A 21303-nucleotide genomic window follows, 5' to 3' on the forward strand; every position below is an offset into this window, starting at 1 on the left:
GTCCATGTTCGCTCTCTCCTCCTCCCAGGAGATCGTCTGGCTGCACGAGCAGATGCTCCCCGGCAGCCGCGCCTACAACTTCACCGCCGCCCTCGACCTCTGGGGCTCGCTCGACACCGACGCCCTGCGCGCCGGCCTGGCCGCAGTGATCGCCCACCACCCGGGTCTGCGCCTGGAGTTGGTGCCCCAGACCGCCGGGCTCCCGGCCCAGCGGGTACGGGAAGGGGCACAGCCGCGCCTGCGCAGCAGCGACCTGAGCACCGAGGCCGACCAGGAGGAGGCGTTCCGCCGCCTGCTGTCCGCCGAGGCCGAGGAGCCGCTGGACACCGGGGAAGCGCCGCTGCTGCGCTGGCACCTGGTCAGGCTCGGCGAGCGGCACCACCGCCTGGTCCACGTGGAGCACCACCTGATCCACGACGGCCACTCCTTCGCCATCCTGCTGCGCGACCTGTTCACGGCGTACCGCGCGCACACCCTCGGCGAGCAGGCCGAGCTCCCGCCCGCCCGCTCCTACGAGGAGCACGTCCGCACCGACACCGACGGCGGCAAGGCGAAGGCCAGGGAGCTCAGCCTGGCCTACTGGCAGCGGGAGTTGCAGGACGCGTCGTTCGACTTGGTCCTGCCCGGCCTGAAGCGTCCGGGTGCGGTCCGCCGCCACCGGGGCGGCCAGCTGCGCCAGTCGATCGGCGCCGACCTCGCCGAGCGGCTGCGCGAGCGCAGCAAGAGCGACGGCCACACCCCGTTCAGCACGCTGCTCACGCTCTTCGCCGAGTTGCTGCGCAGGCACAGCGGCCACCACGAGATGGTGGTGGGCACGGCGGTGGGCAACCGTCCGGTGGGCTTCGAGGGCACGGTCGGCATGTTCGTCAACACCGTGCCGCTGCGGATCCGCCTCGACGCGGTCGCGCCCGGTACCGACGCGGTGGACGAGGTCACCGACACGCTGCTGCGGGCGCTGCCCCACCAGGACGTCCCCGTCCAGGAGTTGACCCGTTCGCTGGGCCTGCACACCGGTGGTGCGGACAACCCGCTGTTCGACGTGATGTTCAGCGCGCACGACGCCGTGCTGCCCGAGGTGCAGGCACCGGGCCTGGAGATCTCGCTGTACGAGGGGTTCAACACCGGCACCACCCGGTTCGACCTGGACGTGGTGCTGCTGCCCGACGACCGCCGGGTGGTCGGCGAGCGGCACGGCGCCGCCGGGATGACCCTGATCTGGGACTACGACGCCGACCTGTTCGGCGAACCGGTGGCGCAGCTGCTGGCCGAGCGCCTGCTGGACCTGCTGCGCGCCTACCTGGACGAGCCGCAGGCCCCGCTGTCCTCGCTGGGCGCGCCGGTGACGGCACCGGCCGACCGGCCGACCGACCCGGACCTCGCCCTGCTCGACCCGGCGGCCGCACAGGACCCGAGCGGCCTGGCGGTGATCGCGGGCGCCGAGCGGCTGACCTACGGAGATCTGGACCGCAGGGTCGGCGAGCTGGTCGAGCGGCTGCGGACGGCCGGGGTGACACCGGGTCAGCCGGTCGCCGTGCTGCTACCCCGGGGAGTGGACAGCGTGGTCGCCCTGCTGGCCTGCCTGCGCCTCGGGGCGGTGTACGCGCCGCTCTCGCCGGAGGACCCGGCAGCCCGCCTCGGCCTGCTGCTGGAGCGGCTGGAGCCCGCGCTGGTGCTGGCCACCCGGCAGAGCGCGCTCGCCCTGCCCGCCGACGGGCGCGTCCCCGCCCTGCTGGACGGCCCCGCGTTCCCGAAGGCCGAGCCGGCGGCGGTGCTCGACGGCGCCGCGTACGTCATCCACACCTCCGGGTCGACCGGTGTGCCCAAGCCGGTGCTGGTGAGCCGCACCGCGCTGGCCGGCTACACCGGCGCGCTGGCGCAGCGGTACGGGCTGAGCACGGCGGACCGGGTGCTGCTGTTCGCCCGGCCGTCCTTCGACGTGGCGCTGGAGGAGGTGCTGCCCTCGCTGGCCGCCGGGGCGGCGCTGGTGCTGCCGCAGCGCGAGGTGCCGACCGGTCCCGAACTGGTCGCGGTGCTCGCCGCGCGGGGGGTCACCGTGGCCAACCTGCCGACCAGCTACCTCCTGGCCGTGCGGGAGGAGCTGCGCGAGGCGCTGCGGGACGGGCGCTGGTCACCGCGGCTGATCGTGCTGGGCGGCGAGCGGCTGCCCGCCGCCGCGCTGCGCCCGCTGGCGCAGGACACCTCGGCGACGGTGCTGAACGCCTACGGCGTCACCGAGGCCACCGTCACCTCGACCGTGCACGAGGTCACCGCGGCCGATCTGGCCGAGGGCATCGAGGAGATCCCGCTCGGGGCCGAGCTGGCCGGGACCCGGGTGCACGTGCTGGACCTGGGCCACCATCCGCTGCCCGCCGGTGCGATCGGTGAACTCGCGGTCTCCGGACCGGCGTTGGCCGATCGCTACCTCGGACGGGACGAGGTCACTGCGGCCCGGTTCGTCGCGCCCGCCGCGCTGGGCGGTGAGCGGGTGTACCTGACCGGCGACCGCGGCTACCGCGACCTGGACGGCCGGCTGTGGTTCCTCGGCCGCCAGGACAACCAGGTGAAGCTGCGCGGCTTCCGGATCGAGCTGGAGGAGATCGAGGCAGCGGGCTCCGCCGAACTCGGCGGCCGCTCCTGTGCGGTGGTGCTGGACCGGGAGACGGCCGCCGGCCCCCGGCTGGTGGGCTTCCTGGAGGGCACCGAGCAGCCGGACCAGGCCGCGCTGCACTCCGCGCTGGCCCGTCGGCTGCCCGGAGCGCTGGTCCCCGGCACCTGGGTGGCGCTGGAGCAGATGCCGACGCTGCCGGGCGGCAAGCCCGACCGGGCAGCGCTGGTCCGCCGGCTCGCCGAACTCCCGGCGCCCGGGGCCGAGTTGCCCGAGGAGCAGGCGGTCTTCACCGATCCCGCGCAGGCGCTGGTCGCCGAGGCGTGGCGTGAGGTCCTGGGCCACGACCGTTTCGGACCCGACTCGCACTTCTTCGAGATCGGCGGACACTCGCTGCTCGCCGCCCAGCTCGCCGCCTGGCTGGAGCCGCGCCTGGGCCACCGTCCGCCGCTGCGCACCCTGTTCCAGCACCCCGTGCTGGCCGACCAGGCCCGCGCCCTGACGGGCGGCCGCTCGTGAGCGCCGTCCGCGTGACCACCGTCAGCCCCTCCCAGGTCCAGACCGGAGCCGCACTGTGAACTCCACTCCCTCCTCCGTTCTCGAGGACGGCCACCGCGAACTGGTCGAGGCCTTCGAGAGCTTCGTCCGCCGCGAGCTGGTGCCGCTGGCCGCCGAGCTGCCCGAGACCGCGGACCAGCCGCCCGCCGATCTGCGCGCCTACGTCCGCAAGCGCTCGGCCGCACTCGGCTTCTACGCCGGGGACTACCCCGAGGAGCTCGGCGGCTCCGGGATGCCCTTCACCGCCGTGGTGCTGCTGCACCACGCGGCCGGGCGCAGCGGCTGCTCGCTGGCCCCGTACGCGCTGGCCGGTTCCGACGGGCCGTCCCCGCTGCTGCGGCACGGCACGCCGGAGCAGATCGAGCGGTATCTGGCGCCGCTGGTGCGCGGCGAGGCGGCGCGCTGCCTGGCGCTGACCGAGCCGCAGGCCGGCTCCGACGCCTTCCGGCTGACCTGCACCGCGCGGCGGGACGGCGACGGCTGGGTCATCAGCGGCCGCAAGACCTTCGTCAGCAACGCCGACCGGGCCGACTTCGCCCTGGTGGTCACCGCGACCGACCTCGGCGAAGGGCCGACCGGCGGCGCGACCGCGTTCGTCCTGCCGATGGACCAGCCGGGGCTGCGGATCGGGCAGCGCTACGAGGGCATGTCGGGCGAGCCGCTGTTCGAGCTGATGCTGGAGCAGGTCAGGGTGCCGATGGACGCCGTGATCGGCGGCGAGCAGGGCGTCGGCGCCGCGATGGCGCTGGCCATGGACAGCCTCTCGCGCGGGCGGCTGGTGGTCGCCGCGATGTCCAACGGCGTCGCCGAGTACGCGCTGCGCCTGGGTGTGGAGTACGCCCGGGAGCGCGAGGCCTTCGGCGAGCGGATCGGCAACTACCAGCACGTCCAGGAGCACCTGGTGCGCAGCCGGGCCGAGGTGGAGGCGTCCAAGCTGCTCACCCTGGCCTGTGCCCGGCTGGTCGACGAGGGTACCGAGGCGCCGGAGAACGCGGCGCTGGCCAAGCTGACCGCCTCCGAGACGGCGGTGCGGGTGGTGGACCGCTCGCTGCAGGTGCACGGGGCCACCGGCTGGGTGCGCGGGCATCCGCTGGAGTTCCTGTACCGCTACGTCCGGATGATGACCATCATCGAGGGGACCTCCGAGGTCCAGAAGGTGATCGTCGCCAGGGCCATGGGTCTGGGCTGAGTTGTACCGCCGATCCAGGCCGCCCGTCCCGCCCACAGACTCGGAGACCAGAACCATGACCGACACATCCGCGCCCAGCATCGACCACGGCCGTCCGCACGAGGACGCCGCCGTACTGGACCGCTACCTCGACTGGGTGCGCCGCGCCCCCGACGCGCCCGCGCTGATCGACGGCGAGCGCAGCTGGAGCTACGCCGAACTCGACGCCCTGGCCGACTCGGTGGCCGACGCGCTGCGCGACCGGGTGCGCCCGGGCGAGCTGGTCGGCGTCTGCCTGGACCACTCGGTGGCGCTGGTCGCCGTCGCGGTGGCGGCGGCCAGGCTGGGCGCCGGCTACCTGCCGCTCGGCCCGCGCCCGGGTGAGCGCCGCCTCCAGGCGGTGGCGGGGAACCTGCGGCTGGGCTGCCTGATCGGCGCCCCCGGGCTACTGCCGTCCTCCCACCGGGCCGGCCAGGCGGAGCAGTTGACGCTGCCGCTGCCCGCTGAGGGCACGAACGCCCCCGCCACCGTGGTCGCGGCCTTCGCTCCGGCGGCCGAGGGCTCCGTGGGCGCGCCGGCCGGGACCTTCTACTCGGTACTGACCTCCGGCTCGACCGGCACCCCGAAGGCGGTGGCCGTCGGCGAGGAGTCGCTCGGCGCGCTGCTGCACTGGTACCGCGAGCTGACCGGTCTCGGCCCCGGCGACCGGCACAGCCTGATGATCGGGGTCGCCTTCGACCCGCACCTGATGGAGCTGTGGGCTGCGCTGACCTCCGGTGCCGCACTGAGCGTGGCCCCCGAGGAGGTGCGCTGGGACCCGGGCGCGCTCACCGACTGGTGGCACCGGGCCAGGATCACGGTGTGCGTGCTGCCGACCCCGCTGGCCGAGCCGGTGCTCGACCTGCCGTGGCGCGAGGAACTGACGCTCCGCCATCTCACCGTCGGGGGCGACCGGTTGCGCCGCTACCCCGGGCCCGGGGTCACCGCGCACCTGCACAACGCCTACGGCCCGGCCGAGGCCACGGTGGCGACCACCGTGCACACCATGGCGCCCGGTGCGGCCCCGGACGGCCCGGACACCCCGCCGATCGGCCGCCCGCTGCCCGGGGTCTTCGTCGCCGTCACGGACGAGGACGGAAACCCGGTGCCCCGCGGCACCTCCGGTGAACTGCGCATCGGCGGGCGCTGCCTGGCGCTCGGCTACCTCGACGAGGAGCTCACCGCCCGGCGTTTCGTCGCCGCGCCGCAGGACGCCCCGGGGGTCGACCGGGTCTACCGCACCGGCGACCGCGTGCTGATGCGGCCCGACGGGGTCCTGGAGTTCCAGGGCCGGCTGGACGACCAGGTGAAGGTCAGCGGGGTGCGGATCGAGCCCGCCGAGGTCGAGGCGGCCTTCGAGCGCGATCCGCGGGTGCGGCGCGCCGCCGTGGCCGCCCGGGCGGGCGCGGCGGGCGGGGTGCAGTTGGTCGCTTTCGTCCAGCCCGCCGAGCCCGTCCTGCGCGAGGGTGCCGATCTGCTGCCGCAGGTGCGGGAGTGGCTGCCCGAGCAGGCCGTACCCACGCTGGTCCGGCTGGTCGACACCTTCCCACTTGACGCCAACGGCAAGGTGGACCGGGCCGCGCTGCTCGCCGCCGAACCCGACACCGCCGACTCTCCGGATGCCGAGGCCGCCTCGCCCACCGAGCACACCGTGCTGCGGCTGACCCGCGAGCTGCTCGGCCGGCCCGAGCTCGGCCCGCTCGACAACTTCACCGAAGCGGGCGGCAATTCGCTGATCGCCGCCCGCCTGCTGGTCGCGCTGGAGCAAGAGTGCGGCGTACGGCTGCGCGCTCCGCAGCTGCTGCGCCAGCCCGATCTGCGCCGGCTCGCGGAGCTGGTCGAGGCCCGGCGCCCGAACGCCGTCGCCGCCTCCTGACCGCACGTCGCACCAGGGTGCCCCGGCCACATCCCCGGGGCACCCGGAAGGGAACCACCTTGACCTCCCCCGTACCCGGCGGCGTCCCCGGCCTGATCGCCCGGCACGCCGAGCTGCACCCGGACGCACTGGCCGTCTCCGACGGCACGACTGTCCTGACGTACCGTCAACTCGTCCTCGCCGCAGGCCAACTCTCCGCCGATCTCGGTGCGCACGGGGTGGGCCCCGGCAGCGCCATCGGCCTGCTCGCCGCCCGCTCCACCCGCCTGGTCGTGGCCCAGCTCGCCGTCTGGTGGGCGGGCGCGCACGCCGTGCCGCTCGACCCGGCGTATCCGCGCCCGCGCACCGCCGCGATGCTGGAGGACGCCGGGGTCCGCCTCACGCTCGGCGACAAGGCCCTGCTGGCCGGGGCCGGACTGCCCGACGAGCACACCCTGGCCCTGGAGCTCCCGGACACCGGACTCCGGGACGAGACCGCCGTCACCCCGCCGCACCCCGCCCTGGACGACCCTGGGGCGATCGCCCTGGTGATGTACACCTCCGGCTCCACCGGCCGCCCCAAGGGCGTGGAGATCCCGCACCGCGCGATCATCGACCTGGTGACGGCAGCGGACGGGATCGCGCTGGGCCCGGACGACCGGGTGCTGTTCCACTCCTCCACCAGCTTCGACGCCTCGACCTTCGAGATCTGGGCGCCGCTGGCGCGCGGCGCCGCCGTGATGGTCTCCCCCGCCGAGCGGCCGACCGCCGAGGAACTGGCCCGTGACATCGAACGGTTCGGCGTCACCACGGCCTTCCTGACCACCGCGCTCTTCCACCAGCTGGCCGCCCGGCAGTCCCGGATCTTCGGCGTACTGCGCACCCTGGTCGCCGGCGGCGAGGCGATGTCCGCACAGCACGCCGCCGCCGTGCTGCGGGCCTTCCCGTGGCTGCGGCTGGTGAACGGCTACGGGCCGACCGAGGCCACCACCTTCACCACCCTGCACCGGGTCAGCCCCGCCGACTGCGCCGACCGACTGCCGATCGGACGGCCGTTCGGCGGCGCCACCACCGCCGTGCTGGACGACCGGCTGCGGCCCGTACTCCCGGGCACACAGGGCGAGTTGTGGATCGGCGGCGCCCGGCTCGCGCTGGGCTACCGGGGGCAGCCCGAGCTGACCGCGGACCGGTTCCGGGAGATCCCCGGCCATGGCCCGATGTACCGCAGCGGCGATCTGGCCTCCGCCCGCCCCGACGGCGTCCTGGACTTCCACGGACGGGCCGACGACCAGGTCAAGGTACGCGGCTTCCGGATCGAGCCGGGCGAGGTCGAGCACGCCCTGCGGCTGCTCCCCGAGGTCGCGCAGGCGGCGGTCGTGGTACGCGGGGCCGGGCAGCCGGACAGCGCGCTCACCGCCTGCGTGGTCCCCGCCGAGGGCCGGCTGCCGACCGCGGACGGCCTGCGCGCCCGGCTGGCGGACCGGCTTCCCGAGCATCTGGTCCCCACCGCCTGGATCTTCCTGGACGCCCTGCCGCTCACCGGCGCCGGCAAGATCGACCGCCGTGCCCTGGCCGAGACCGGGCCGGCCGCCGGTGACCAGGCCCCGGCCGCCGAGCTGACCCCGCTGCAGCAGGCCGTCGCCGAGGCCTGGTCCCGCTCGCTCGGCCGCCCGGTCTCCCGGCCGGACGCCGACTTCCTCGGCGAGGGCGGGCACTCGCTGATGGCCATGTGGGTGGTCGACGACCTCCGCGAGGACCTGGGCGTGGAGCTGACGCTGGCCGAGTTCTTCGCCCACCCCACCGTGGCCGACCAGGCGGCACTGGTCGAACGTGCCCTGCTCGCCGCCCACGCCGACCCTCGCCCGGAGGGCACCCGATGACCCACACCGACCAGGCCCAGGCCGACCTGCTACGACTGGCCAGGCAGCGGGCGGGCGGCACCCGCCCCGAGGCCATCCCCCGCGGCATGAGCGGCCCCGCGCCGCTCTCGCACGCCCAGCGGCGGATGTGGCTGATGGACCGCCTCGGCCAGGGCGGCGCGCTCTACAACGTCCCGCTGTCCACCCGGTTGCACGGCCCGCTCGACCTCGGGGCGCTCGCCGACGCGCTCACCGCCCTGACTGACCGTCACCAGATCCTGCGCACCCGCTACGGACAGCACGGCGACGAGCCGTACCAGGAGCCGCTGCCCACCGCGCCGGTGCCCGTCCCCGTGGTACCGGCCACGCCGGAGGAGGCCCCCGCCCTGCTGAACACCGAGGCGGGCCGCCCCTTCGACCTGGCCACCGGTCCGGTGCTGCGCGCCCTGGCCCTACGGCACGCCCCGGACGACCACACCCTGCTCCTCACCCTGCACCACATCGCCGTGGACGGCGGCTCACTGCCCGCCCTCACCGCCGAACTCGCCGCACTGTACTCGGCGGCACTCGACCGGAAACCCGCCGAGCTACCCGAACCCCCGCTCCAGTACGCCGACTTCGCCCGCTGGGAGCACTCCCGCGCGGACTCGCTCGCCACCGAGGTGGACGTCTGGGCCGACCGCCTGGCCGGAGCACGCCCGGTGCCGCTACCCCGCCGCGCCCACGGCGGGCCGCGGACGCGGACCGCGGGACTGCACACCGAGCCGCTGCCCGCCGAGGCCCTGGCCGGGCTGCGCCGGCTCGGTCGTGAGCAGGGCGCCACCCTGTTCGCCGTGGTGCTGGCGGCGGCCTTCGCCACCCTGCACCGCGCCACCGGCCAGAGCGACCTCACCCTGGGCTGCGTCAGCGGCCACCGCTCGCGGCCCGAGCTGCGCCGCTTGATCGGCCTGTGCGTCAACACCCTGCCGGTGCGGACCGACCTCGGCGGCGACCCGGCCTTCACCGAGGTGCTCGACCGGGTCCGCACCGCGCTGCTCACCGCGCAGCAGCACCACCAGGTCCCGTTCGATCTGGTGGTCGAGCGCCTGGGCGCGGCGGCCCGGAGCGCGGACGGCACCGCGCTGCTCTCGGTCACCTGCGACGTGGTCCGGCCGCCGGACCCGCTGCGGCTGCCCGGCCTGGCGGCCGAGGCGCTGGAGGTCGACCTCGGGCTGGCCAAGTTCGACCTCGGGCTGTTCGTCGAGGAGGGCCCGCAGCCGCGCTGCCTGGTGCAGTACGACACCGATGTGCTCGGCGAGCCGGCCGCGCGGCAACTGCTCACCGCGTTCGGCGCGCTGCTCGTGGCGGTGGCCGAGGACGGCGGCCGGCGGCTCGCGCTGCTGCCCGGAGAACCGCTGCTCACCCCGGTCCATCCGGCCGAGACCGCGCTGCTCGCCGAACCCCGGGTCGCCGAGGCACTGGTGGTGGAGCGCGACGGCCTGCCCCCGCTGGCGTACGCGGTGGTCTCCGGAGCCGGTGCGCCCGGCGGAACCGAGCTGCGGATGCGGCTGCGCTCCCGACTGGCGGCCCGAGACGTCCCGGCCGCCGTCACCCTGCTGGACGCGCTGCCCCGCCGGGTCGACGGCACGATCGACCCCGGGCGCCTTCCGGGCGCCAGCGGCACCCCGGCCGGACCGGGCAGGCTGGAGACCGTCCGCACCGCCTTCGGCGAGCTGCTCGGCTCCCGCCCCGACCCCGAGGCCGACTTCTTCGTGCTGGGCGGTCACTCCCTGGTCGCCGTCCAGCTCGCCGAGCGGCTGCGTGGGCGGACCGGCCTGCCGCTCACCGGTCTGGACATCCTGGAGCAGCGCACCCCGCGTGCCGTGGCGGCCCTGCTCGACGTGCGGGAGGCCGACCGGCGCGCGGCCGCGGCCCGGCAGCCGGGACGCCCGGCGCGCGGCGCGGTCCGCGAGGGCACGGTGCTGCTCACCGGCGGGACGGGCGGCGTCGGCGCCGCCCTGCTGCAGGAGCTGCTGGCGCAGGGCCGCCCGGTGCGCGCGCTGGCCAGGCCGGAGTCGGCGCACCTGGTGGCGCTGGACGGGGTCGAGGTGGTGGAGGGCGACCTCGCCGACCTCGACAGCCTGCGAGCCGCGGTGACGGGGGTCGACGCGGTCATCCACGCGGCCTGCACCTTCACCTCGCCCGAGGTGGACGTCGCGGCTATGCGCGCCATGGTGGACTCCTGGCGGGGCGGCAGCTTCGTCTTCGTCAGCAGCATCGACGCCTACGGCCGTCCGGCCGGTGTCGAGGTCGCCGAGGGGGTACCGGCCGAGCTGCCCGTATCCCCTTACGGTCAGGGCAAGTTGGACTGCGAGCAGATCCTTCTGGAGACCGCCGGTACGCAGGGGCGCGGCGCCGCTTCGGTGGTCCGCTCCCCGATCGTCTGGGGTCCGCACCGACGGCTGCGCGACCAGCTGCGCTGGGGTTCGACCGGGGCGCTCTTCCAGGCCGCGCAGGCCGGACGGCCGTTGCTGCTTCCCGACCCCGCGGTGTACGGGGCCTCCTGGTACGGCGCCTGCTGGGTCCACTCCGCCGCCCTGGCCCGGGCGGTGGTCGGCTGCGCCGACGGCACCGGCCGGGCGGACGGACAGGTGGTCAATGCCGTCTCCGGACATGTCTCCTGGGCCGAACTGGCCGGGGAACTGGCCCGGTTGATCGGCTCCTCCAGCGCCGTCGAGCTGCGCTCACACCCCGACCCCGAGGCCGACGCCGAACTGCTGCGCCCCTGGCGGTACCGCGCCGACGCACTGGCGGAGCTGCTCCGCGCCGAGCCGGGCGAGGACTGGCGGAGCGTGCTGGCCCTGATGGTCCGCTAGCGCTCCGGCCGTCCGGATTCCGATTCCGGAGCCGACGCGTGGTTCCGGTCCGTTCCGAGGCCACGCGCCAGTCCGAAGGGGCTGCGGCTGCGGGGACGTCCCGTGACTCCCCCGCAGCCGCGGCCCCCGACGCACTATCCGGCCGCCAGCCTGCTCACGACCACCCGGCCGCCGTCCCCGTACGGCAGCGCCTCGCTCGCCTGCTCGTAGTCGCCGGCCGCGAACCTGACCCGCATGCCCCGGTAGGCCGCGGGCACGGGGACGGTCTTCCTGACCGCGTTCCCCGCGCCCACCCGGGCGGTGAAGGTGAGTGTGCCGTTGCCGTTGTCGGCGAGCGTGTAGCTGAAGGCGGTGTCGAGCCCGACCCCGGTGAGCAGTTGGTGGACGGTGGACCGGTCGGCGGCGTCCTTGACGGTGACCCGGACGACGCCGTCGTCGTAGTGCAGCATCGCCAGCGGGACCGAGTCGTCCTCGCCCGCCCCGTGGATCTGGCCGACGATCACGTCATGGGTGGAACCGGGCACCTGGCCGACCCGGACGGTCGCGGCGAGCATCCGCTTCCGCGTCCCGACGGTCCAGCTGTCGCGCCCGACCAACTCGGTGCGCGGGTGCCGCGACGAGGCCGTGGTCGCACCGACCGACGGCGCCCAGAAGTTGAGGCTGCCGTCCGGCTCCCTCGTCAGGTAGGGGGACGTGAGAGCTGCGGGGTGCAGGATCGCGGCATGGTTGCCCGAGGTCCCGCCGGCTGCGTCGACCGGCAGGATCAGGTCCCAGCCGTCCAGCGGGACCGCCGCGGCTGCTCCCGCCGATCGCTCGCCCGGCTCGCCCGCGCTCGCGGCGGCGGCGGAGGTGGCACACACCGCGAGCGCTCCGACGAGGACTAGCGCACCGGCCGTCCGCAGCCTGCTGGACGCGCGGCGAGCGGCCCGGCCGGCGCTCGTGGACGGCTTCGGGTCTGGGAAGTGGTCGGACGGCATCAGGCGTTCCCTTCGGTACGGAGGAGCATCGGAGCCGAGCGCCGGACACCGGCACGGAGAGCTGCGGAAACCGCCGGCGAACCGTCCCCACGTACCACACGCCGGCCAACCGCCTCGGCGGCAAACCTGGTTGTCCGTGAGAGCCCGCAGTTCCGCCATGACCTCCTCAGCCGTCCAGCACCCGCCCGCGTCACCCGAGGACGTCGCCTCGGGCCGGCGGTCCCGCATGCCTACCCAGCCCTACTGTCGCGAACACGTCACTCTGAACGCCGCCATCGCCCGCCCCGCTCCGATCCGCCCGCACCGCTCCCGGGCCGTCCGCACGGCCCCCGGAGATGATCACCGAAGCCTGCCCGGCGTCACCCGACGTACGTGGGGGCCGGCGACCAGGTCGGTGGCAGCCGGACCAGCGGGTCGCCCGTCACCCGCAGCGGGTACCGGGACTGCCACCACCGCTCCTCCGCCGCCCCCTCCGGCGCACCCGGCGAGCCGATCGGCGCCGTGGCGGCCCGGAACCGGTCGTCCAGGGCGTCGAGCTCGGGCTGACAGAGTCGGCGGACCCGCTCGGTCAGGATCGGCCAGGCGTCATGGAGCCAGTCGCGGTCCACGACGTCCTGCTCGAAGTCCCAGGCCCACACGGCATCCAGGCCCTCCTCGACGTCCACGACGAGGTCCGCCCACGCCCCCAGCCGAGCGCTCAGCGTCAGAACGTGCGGGTAGCGAGCGGACAGCTCCCGTACGGCCCGATGCACCGACGCGTGGTCTTCGGCGTTCAGCGATTCGCTCTCCATGGCCGGTAGCCTCGCAGCCGCCTCCCCTTCGGCGGTCCCCCGCCGGCTTAACTCCGGATGACCGGTCGGTAACGTTTGGTCACTCGCCGCTGGCAATTCCCTCACGGGACGCCGGATCCTCCGTACGATCGCCGATAGAGCGGGGCCGCGGGCCGCCGATCGGACGGCCGTCGAAGCAGCCGCAGCCGCCCCGGCCCCCATCCGGGCCGACCGTACGCACACCGAGCCCGACGGGACAGCTCCGGCCGTTCGCACACCGGAAGCAGCGCCACCGCTCCGGCGCGCCCCTGGCCCATCCGGGCGACTGGGACTCCCGGCGACGCGTGATCTTGCCATCGTTCGGATACAACCTGCAGGTTCCGGCCACCCGTCGGGAACGCCCTCGGCGCAACCGCCCCGGCGGCTCCGGAGGAGATCTCCCAGTACTCCCGCACCGGCCACATCCATCCGAAGGGGATTCGAATGTCCGAGCAGCACACACTGCTGGAAGGAAGCAAGCGGCCCGCCAAGGGCGACGCGACACGCGTACGGGATGCCGACGCCCAGGCGCCGGTCTCGGTGACCCTCTCCCTGCGTGGACCGGCGACCGGTGCCGACATGGATCAGCGGCGGGCGGACGCCGAGAAGACGAAGACCGTCCTGGAGCGCTACGGCCTCAAGGTCGACAGAACCAAGCTGGAGCCGGGCAGCATCGAGGTGAGCGGCCCGGTGGCGGCCATGAACGCCGCCTTCCAGGCGAACCTGGGGATCTACCACAGCACCGAGCAGGGGGAGTTCCGCGGCCGCGAGGGCGCGGTGAGGATTCCGGCCGAGCTGGAGGGCATCGTGACCGGTGTCTTCGGGCTCGACCAGCGGCGGGTGGCCCGGCGCGCAGCAGCTCCCGGGTCCGGGGCCATGGGATCCCTCACGCCGGCCGACCTCGAGAAGCGCTACAAGTTCCCGCAGGGCGACGGACAGGGCCAGAAGATCGGCATCGCCGAGTTCGGCGGCGGCTACTTCGCCGACGACCTGCACGCCTTCTGCACGCAGCACGGGGTGCAGACGGCACAGGTCGCCGTGGTGCCCCTGGGCTACACCCCTCCGCTCTCCATCGAGGAACTCCGGCAGCTGCCGCCCCAGGAGCAGCTCGACGCCTCCGAAGCCACTCCCGAAGTCATGATGGACGTGCAGATCGTCGCCGGGCTCTGTCCGAGGGCGACGATCTCGCTCTACTTCGCACCGTTCGACCAGAAGGGCTGGATCGACCTGCTCGACCAGACCATCCAGGACAAGCCGGTGACGCTGTCGGTCAGCTGGGGCCTCGCCGAGGACGCCCCCGACTGGTCGCAGGCCGCGCTCACCGAGATCGACAAGCGGCTCCAGGCCGCGGCGGCCCTGGGCATCACCGTCTGCGTCGCCTCCGGTGACGACGGAGCCGGCGACCAGGTCGCGGACGGCGCCTTCCACGTCGACTTCCCCGCGGCCAGTCCGTCCGTGCTCAGTGTGGGCGGCACCATGATCAACGGATCCGGCGAGGAGCAGGCCTGGTGGGAGTCGCCCGGTCACCGGACCAGGAAGGGCGGCGGGGCGAGCGGTGGCGGTGTCAGCATCCTCTTCGACCGGCCTGACTGGCAGGACGTGCAGGTGAAGTCCCTGAACAAGCACAGCAGGGACGGGCGGGTGGTACCGGATGTCGCCGCGCTGGCCGGTTCGCCGCTCTACGATCTGACGCTCGTGGGCCAGCCCTCGCCCAACGGCGGCACCAGCGCCTCCACCCCCCTGTGGGCGGCCCTCATCGCCCGCGTCAACGCCCTGCTGCCGGACGGCAAGCGCCAGCGCTTCCTGACCCCGCTGCTCTACCAGCACGGCACCAACGGCCAGCGGCTCGGACAGACCGCCTGCCAGGACATCAAGGTCGGCCACGACAACGGCTCTCATCCGCCGGCGGTGGGCTACCCGGTCCTGGCCGGGTACGACGCCGTCACCGGCTGGGGCGTACCCGACGGCACCGCACTGCTGGACGCACTGCGCTGACGCCGTCGCCGTACCGGACCGGTCGCCTGACGGCCGGTCCTGGGTGCCCGGCCGGGTGATCCTCCGGCCGGGCACCGGCGGCAGGTCTCCTGACGGCTCGCGGGGTGCGCATCCGTACGAGCGGCGGGCGGCCTGCCGCCGCCGTGCGCGCCCGCCCTTCGCGACTCCGGCCCCAGGTGCCCGCACCCCAACCGACCGGTACGCAGCGCTAGCGCCCCAGCACCGCACCGCCGTTGAGGCCGATGACCTGCCCGGTGAGGTAGCCCGCCGCAGGGGAGGCCAGGTAGCGGACGGCCGCAGCGACGTCATCGGGGGTGCCGGCCCGGCCCACCAGGGTGTCGGCCACCTTCGCGGCATGGAACTCGGGGGTCCACCGCTCACCGAAGATCTCGGTGTCGGCGACGTAGCCGGGCGCGAGCACGTTCACCGTGATCCCGTCGGGGCCGAGCTGGCGCGCGAGGCCGAAGGCCCAGCCGTGCAGGGCCGCCTTCGCTGCCGCGTACGAGCCCGCCGAGTGCGGTCCGGCACCGCCGCGCTGGGCCGCCGCCGAACTGATCACGATCAGCCGGCCGTCGGGACGGCGCAGCCGGTCCAGCAGGGCAGTGGTCAGCAGCACCGCCGTCAGCAAGTTGGTGTCTATGTCCCGCCGCCAGGCGTCGGCCAGTGCGGCCAACGAGTCGTCCGCAGGGTCGGTGATCACCGCACCGGCGTTGTTCACCAGGACGTCGACCGGGCCCAGCTCCGCTATCGATTCGGCCGCCGCCGAGACCTGGCGAGAGTCCGTCAGATCGGCCTTCACCGGCACGACCCTCGCCGCTCCGACCGCCCGGTCGATCTCCTCCCGGGTGCGCTCCAGCACCTCCGCCCGCCGACCGATGATGACGACCCGGCAGCCGTCCGCCGCGAGCTCCCGGGCGATGGCCTTGCCGATGCCCGTACCGCCACCCGACACCACCGCAAGCCGTGCCAGCACGGTCCCCCCTATGGCCCGTCCACTGCGTGATATTCGTCAGCAGCCTAACGTCCCGCTCCGCCGGCCGACCGATGCGGGGCCGGATCGCGCGGCCGGCCCACACAGGGAGCCCCTTGGCCGTCAGACCGGTCGACGGCCCCACGCGGTGATCAGCGGGGCGGTGGTGACGTCCAGCCCGTCCCCCTGCAGGTTGGCCAGATGGGTGTCGATCTCGTGCTTCTCGACGAGGCACTGCTCGATCAGTTGGCCGCGGATCTGGCGGACCGTCGCCGCCTCCAGTTCCCGGCCGACCGGCGAGGTGACCGGGAAGTAGCCCTCCGCCTGCACGTCCACCAGGCCCGCCTCCCGCAGCACCCTGGGCAGGGTGCGGCCGTAGCCGAGGTCCACGCCGCGCTGGGCGAGCAGGGTGCGGAAGGCCGTCCGGATCCGGTTGGCCAGTTCTTCGGCCGGACCGCGCTGGTCCGGGCAGGCGAGCGGCTGGAGTGCCGGGTCGGCGTCCTCGATCACCAGCCAGCCGCCAGGACGCAGCGCTCCGACCAGCCGCCGCAGCACCTCCGCCCGGTCGGCGAGGTGCACCAGCACCAGACGGGCGTGCACCAGGTCGAACGGCCCGGCGGGCGGTGCGTCCCGGACCACGTCGTGCCTGACCACCTCGACCTGCGAAGGGAGCGGTTCCGACAGCCAGGAGGTGTCGAGGTCGGTGGCCAGCACCCGCCCGGCCGGCCCGACCCGCCGGGCGAGCCCGGCCGGGACACCGGGGCCGCCGGCGCCGACCTCCCAGCAGCGCCACCCCTCGGTCAGCCCGATCCGGTCCAGGTGGTCGAAGGTCCAGCCGTCGAAGAGTTCGGCCAGCGCATCGAACCGCCGGCCCGCCTCACGCTGCCGGTTGTCGAGGAGGTACCCGGATTCCGCCGTCCTGCCATCGCTTGTCATACCGCCATCCTGTCGCACGCCGCGCCGGCGCCCCTCGGCGGCCCCGGCGGTCAGCTCTTCGCGGCCCCGGGGAAGGCCCGCCGGCGGGCTGGGCTCACCGTGGCCGGCGAGGCCACGACCACCCCGGCGACACGAGCCCCGACCTGCCCGGGAGGGAATCGCTCAACTGCCCTCCCGTTCAAGGATCACCAGCGTCCCCGAGCTCCCGGGGCGGACCGCGTGCAGCGCACCCGCCGGCACCAGGTACAGCTCTCCGGCGCCCACCGACACCGCGATCTGCTCCACCTCCAGTTCGAGCCGGCCGGCCAACACCAGCAGCGCCTCGGCGTCCGCGTGCCGCTCCGGTTCCAGCGACAGCTCGCTCATCCGCAGCACCTTCACGGTCGCGTTCCCCACCTGCCCCAGCGAGCGCGAGCTCCACGCCGAGGGCAACTCGGCGGCGACGGCGGGCAGATCGATCGTGCGCATGGCACACCCCTGTTTCCTCTCGGCCTGGTCGACCACCCGACCCTAGGCAGCCGGGGCCGCCCGTTGGTCGACCGTTCGGTAAAGCCTTCGGGCGTTCTCACACCGGCCGCACATCCGGTATGACGTCGATCACATCGGGCAATCAGTCCGAACCCGTTCCGGGTTCTCCTGCGTGGAACGGTCGGGAAGTCGGTACCGGTACGCACGAGGACGAGATGACGGGCAGTTGGACGGGGTTCGAGGGGCACCCGGCCGCAGGCGGGCCACGCCCCCCGCACACGGCCTGGCTCGCGGCCGAGGGCCTGCCGCGGACCGCCCCGTCCCGAGTGCCCGAAGCCTGGCCGGATGACCACCGGGCAACCCGGGGCGTACGTCCGGCGCACTGCGCGAGATCCGTCAACTTCCTTACAGCAACGTGAGGTCAGACGTCCACGCTCCGTCTCTCCGCACCGCACGACACCGCCCTTCGCCGGACCGCCGCCGCACTCGGTTCCACCGAACCCACCGCAACGGCCTCCGACGGATGGCCACCGGTCACCGCACCACCACGATTCCCCAGCCGCTCATCGAGGAAGTACCGCCTTGTCTGCCGACCGCCCTTCCCGACCTTCCCGCCGCCGTGCGCTCCTCGGCCTGTTCGCCGTCGCCGGCTTGGCCACCGCCACCGGCTGCGCGACGTCCAGGTCCGGCTCCGACCCCAGCGCGAACCGTGCGGCAGCCCTGCCGCAGCCCACCGCTCCCGCCCCCAGCGCCTCGCCGGCTGCCCGATCCACGCCGACCGGTGACCCTGCTCCGATCACCATCGCGGGTCTCGGACCGCAGACGCTCGGCCTGATCCCGCCGGGCACCCGGCAGGCCGTGGTGGCGACCGGCGAGGCCGCGGACTCCCCGGTCACCAGCGTCCGGCTGTGGAACGCCGACTCCGCCGGCCGCTGGACCCCGGCGGGCGGACCGTGGCCCGGCCACAACGCCCGCGACGGCTGGACCGAGGACCACCACCGGGGCGATCTGCACAGCCCGATCGGCGTCTTCACCCTCACCGACGCCGGCGGCCGACTGTCCAACCCCGGAACCGCCCTGCCGTACTACCGCTCCGACTCCTTCGTCATCGACGGCGACGGCTTCGAGGGCGAGGACCTGGCCGGATCCTTCGACTACGTCGTCGCCATCAACTACAACCGGGTGCCGGGCCGGAGCCCGCTGGACTCCCGGCAGCCGATGGGGAGTTCACGCGGCGGCGGCATATGGCTGCATGTGGACCACGGCGGCCCCACCCACGGCTGTGTCAGCCTGGCCCAGCCCGAGCTGGTGACACTGCTCAAGGCGCTCGATCCGGCCGCCCGCCCGTCGATCGTCATGGGCCCGCGCGACCACCTGGCCCGCTGAACGCCTCCCGGGGTGCGACTGTCCTCTGTCCCGCACGCCGGTCCGGACGGCAAGATGGCGGCCGTGGACGGCCGCTGCCGTTCCGTCAGGTCCCCGGAGAGAGGAGCGCGCACGGTGACAACCGAGTCCGAGTCGGCGGTCAGGGTCGAGCAGACGGGCCAGGTCCGGACGGTGATCCTGTCCCGGCCCGCCGCACGCAACGCGGTGGACGGCGCCACCGCGGAGCTGCTGACCGCCGCCTTCGAGGACTTCGAGGTCGATGACACCGCCTCGGTCGCGGTGCTGTGGGGCGAGGGCGGAACCTTCTGCGCCGGAGCGGACCTCAAGGCCGTCGGCACGGAGCGCGCCAACCGCCTCTCCGCCGACGGCCCCGGGCCGATGGGCCCGACCAGGATGCGCCTGAGCAAGCCGGTGATCGCGGCCATCGCGGGACACGCCGTCGCCGGGGGCCTGGAGCTCGCCCTCTGGTGCGACCTCCGGGTCGCGGCCGAGGACGCGGTGTTCGGGGTGTTCTGCCGCCGCTGGGGCGTACCCCTGATCGACGGCGGCACGGTACGGCTGCCCCGACTGATCGGCACCGGCCGGGCCATGGACCTGATCCTCACCGGCCGCCCGGTCGACGCCGCCGAGGCCCGCCGGATCGGCCTGGCCGATCGCATCGTCCCCGTCGGCGAGGAGCGCGCCGCTGCCGAGGCACTGGCCGCCGAGCTAGCCCGCTTCCCCCAGACCTGCCTGCGCCACGACCGCCTGTCCCTGCTCGAACAGGACGGCCTCACCGAGGCCGCGGCCATCGCCAACGAATGGCAGCACGGCCTGGTCTCGCTGGCCGCCGACACCACTGCCGGAGCGGCCCGCTTCGCTGCGGGAGCCGGGCGCCACGGCTCCTTCGAGCACCACCGCGACTGAGCCCCCTCCCCGACACCTCCGGACGGGCACCCCTCGGCCGCGTCGGGGCCGTCCGTATCCGGCGTGAACCGGCTACCGCGCGCTCCGCCGCCCTCACCCTCACCCTCGTCGCCCACACCCCGCCCACGACCGCCCTGCGGCACGCCTGCGCCGCCGGGTCCCTGGCCACCACCCGCCCGGCGCCCGGACCTCCTCCCCCACCCGCACCGGACTGACCTCACGATCACACGCCACCCACCGGTCCCCGGGCTGATCGAGCCGCATGCGGGCCGGCCGCTGGTCCGGTAAAGGTATCGGTGATCAGCCGGCGAGACCCGGGAGCCCCCGATGCCCGAACCGACACCCACTCCCCTGCGTTGCCTGGTCACCGGCGCCACCGGCTACGTCGGCGGGCGGCTGGTGCCCGAACTGCTGGCCGTCGGGTACACCGTGCGCTGCCTGGTCCGCGACCCCGGCCGGCTGCGCGACCACCCCTGGCGGGCCCAGGTCGAGACCGCCACCGGGGATGTCACCCGCCCGGACACCCTGGCCGGCGCCTTCGAAGGCGTGGACTTCGCCTACTACCTGGTCCACTCGATCGGCACCGGTCCGGGATTCGAGGCCCGCGACCGCGTGGCGGCCCAGGCGTTCGGCGCGGCGGCCGCGCGGGCCGGGGTACGGCGGATCGTCTATCTCGGCGGCCTCGGGCCCTCCGACATGCCCGCCGAACGGCTCTCACCGCACCTGCGCTCCCGTGCCGAAGTCGGCCGGATCCTGCGGGAGAGCGGGGTGCCGACCGCCGAACTGCGGGCGGCGGTGATCATCGGTTCGGGCTCGGCCTCCTTCGAGATGCTCCGCTACCTGACCGAGCGGCTCCCGGTGATGGTCACCCCGAGCTGGGTGAACACCCGGATCCAGCCGATCGCGGTACGGGACGTACTGCGCCTGCTGACCGGCGCCGCCCGGCTGCCGGGGGGCGTCAACCGGACGTTCGACATCGGCGGGCCCGAGATCCTGACCTACCGCCAGATGATGGACCGGTACGCCCGGGTGGCCGGGCTGCGCCGCCGGGTGATCATCCCGGTTCCGGTGCTCACTCCCCGGCTGTCCAGCTACTGGGTGGGCCTGGTGACGCCGGTACCGGGCTCGCTGGCCCGGCCGCTGGTGGAGTCACTGCGGCACGAGGTGGTCTGCACCGAGCACGACCTCGCCCGGTACCTGCCCGACCCGCCGGGCGCCCCGATCGGCTTCGACGAGTCCGTCCGGCTCGCGCTCAAGCGGATCAGGGACGCCGAGGTGGCCACCCGCTGGTCCTCCGCGTCCCTGCCCGGCGCTCCCAGCGACCCGCTGCCCACCGACCCCGACTGGGCAGGCGGCAGCCTGTACCAGGACGTCCGGGAGCGACCGGTCGCCGCCTCCCCGGAGGCGCTGTGGCGGGTGGTCGAGGGCATCGGCGGCGAGAACGGCTGGTACTCCTTCCCGCTCGGCTGGGCCGCACGCGGCCTGCTGGACCGGCTGGTCGGCGGGGTCGGCCTGCGGCGCGGCCGCCGCGACCCGGACCGGCTCCGGGTGGGCGACTCACTGGACTTCTGGCGGGTGGAGGAGATCGAGCCGGGCCGGCTCCTGCGGCTGCGCGCGGAAATGCGACTGCCCGGCCTGGCCTGGCTGGAGCTGTCCGTCAGCCCGTACGGCGACGGCGGCGCCCGCTACCGCCAACGGGCCCTGTTCCACCCGCACGGCCTGGCCGGCCACGCCTACTGGTGGGCGGTCGCCCCGTTCCACGCGGCCGTCTTCGGAGGCATGGCCCGCAACATCGCCCGCCGCGCTTGCGACACGGCCCGGACGGAGCCGCCGTCCGACCGGTCGCACCCTCGCTGAGGACGGCGGCGAGACCGCAGTACCCCAGCAGGCCCCGACGGTCCCGTCCTGCCCGCGCGC

General features: G+C 74.6%; 14 protein-coding genes. 9 read left to right on the top strand and 5 right to left on the bottom strand.

Annotation, left to right across the window (positions count from 1 at the left end):
- Positions 1-4: 4 nt before the first annotated feature.
- Genes ACZ5ON_RS08600 through ACZ5ON_RS08620 form a run of 5 tightly spaced genes read left to right on the top strand, consistent with a single transcriptional unit; the run spans position 5 to position 10939 of the window.
- On the top strand, positions 5-3124 hold the full coding sequence (locus ACZ5ON_RS08600; RefSeq protein WP_465587497.1) for a non-ribosomal peptide synthetase: 3120 nt from the start codon (positions 5-7) through the stop codon (positions 3122-3124).
- 55 nt (positions 3125-3179) lie between these two features.
- Complete coding sequence (locus ACZ5ON_RS08605; RefSeq protein WP_465587500.1) at positions 3180-4352, top strand: acyl-CoA dehydrogenase family protein; 1173 nt, start codon at positions 3180-3182, stop codon at positions 4350-4352.
- A gap of 55 nt (positions 4353-4407) precedes the next feature.
- A complete protein-coding gene (locus tag ACZ5ON_RS08610; protein ID WP_465587503.1) occupies positions 4408-6246 on the top strand; it encodes a non-ribosomal peptide synthetase in 1839 nt (612 codons plus the stop codon).
- 59 nt (positions 6247-6305) lie between these two features.
- Complete coding sequence (locus ACZ5ON_RS08615; RefSeq protein WP_465587508.1) at positions 6306-8105, top strand: amino acid adenylation domain-containing protein; 1800 nt, start codon at positions 6306-6308, stop codon at positions 8103-8105.
- Complete coding sequence (locus tag ACZ5ON_RS08620) at positions 8102-10939, top strand: condensation domain-containing protein (RefSeq protein ID WP_465587510.1); 2838 nt, start codon at positions 8102-8104, stop codon at positions 10937-10939. The genes ACZ5ON_RS08615 and ACZ5ON_RS08620 overlap by 4 nt, the downstream gene beginning before the upstream one ends.
- Before the next feature lie 134 nt (positions 10940-11073).
- On the opposite strand, the gene ACZ5ON_RS08625 is transcribed toward ACZ5ON_RS08620, so the two are convergent.
- Positions 11074-11916 carry a polysaccharide lyase family 7 protein gene (locus ACZ5ON_RS08625; RefSeq protein WP_465587513.1) on the bottom strand — a complete coding sequence of 281 codons (843 nt, stop codon included), beginning with the start codon at positions 11914-11916 and terminating at the stop codon, positions 11074-11076.
- Positions 11917-12275: 359 nt separating this feature from the next.
- Positions 12276-12707, bottom strand: coding sequence for a hypothetical protein (locus tag ACZ5ON_RS08630; RefSeq protein WP_465587516.1), 432 nt, complete (start codon positions 12705-12707; stop codon positions 12276-12278).
- Positions 12708-13169: 462 nt separating this feature from the next.
- On the opposite strand from ACZ5ON_RS08630, the gene ACZ5ON_RS08635 reads away from it, so the two are divergent.
- Positions 13170-14720: a S53 family peptidase gene (locus tag ACZ5ON_RS08635; RefSeq protein WP_465587519.1), complete on the top strand. Its 1551-nt coding sequence runs from the start codon at positions 13170-13172 to the stop codon at positions 14718-14720.
- A gap of 208 nt (positions 14721-14928) precedes the next feature.
- On the opposite strand, the gene ACZ5ON_RS08640 is transcribed toward ACZ5ON_RS08635, so the two are convergent.
- The 3 genes from ACZ5ON_RS08640 to ACZ5ON_RS08650 form a co-directional block, all read right to left on the bottom strand.
- Positions 14929-15693, bottom strand: coding sequence for an SDR family NAD(P)-dependent oxidoreductase (locus tag ACZ5ON_RS08640; protein ID WP_465587522.1), 765 nt, complete (start codon positions 15691-15693; stop codon positions 14929-14931).
- A gap of 120 nt (positions 15694-15813) precedes the next feature.
- Positions 15814-16626: a class I SAM-dependent methyltransferase gene (locus ACZ5ON_RS08645; protein WP_465587524.1), complete on the bottom strand. Its 813-nt coding sequence runs from the start codon at positions 16624-16626 to the stop codon at positions 15814-15816.
- Between the two features lie 162 nt (positions 16627-16788).
- Positions 16789-17094, bottom strand: a complete 306-nt coding sequence (locus ACZ5ON_RS08650) for a cupin domain-containing protein (protein WP_465587527.1) — start codon at positions 17092-17094, stop codon at positions 16789-16791.
- Between the two features lie 582 nt (positions 17095-17676).
- Between ACZ5ON_RS08650 and ACZ5ON_RS08655 the strand changes: the two genes are divergently transcribed.
- From ACZ5ON_RS08655 to ACZ5ON_RS08665, 3 genes are all read left to right on the top strand, one after another.
- Complete coding sequence (locus ACZ5ON_RS08655; protein WP_465587530.1) at positions 17677-18480, top strand: hypothetical protein; 804 nt, start codon at positions 17677-17679, stop codon at positions 18478-18480.
- 114 nt (positions 18481-18594) lie between these two features.
- A complete protein-coding gene (locus ACZ5ON_RS08660) occupies positions 18595-19386 on the top strand; it encodes a crotonase/enoyl-CoA hydratase family protein (protein WP_465587533.1) in 792 nt (263 codons plus the stop codon).
- Between the two features lie 327 nt (positions 19387-19713).
- Positions 19714-21243, top strand: coding sequence for an SDR family oxidoreductase (locus ACZ5ON_RS08665; protein ID WP_465587538.1), 1530 nt, complete (start codon positions 19714-19716; stop codon positions 21241-21243).
- The last annotated feature ends 60 nt before the right edge of the window (positions 21244-21303 follow it).

This window comes from Kitasatospora sp. NPDC032150, assembly GCF_055579945.1.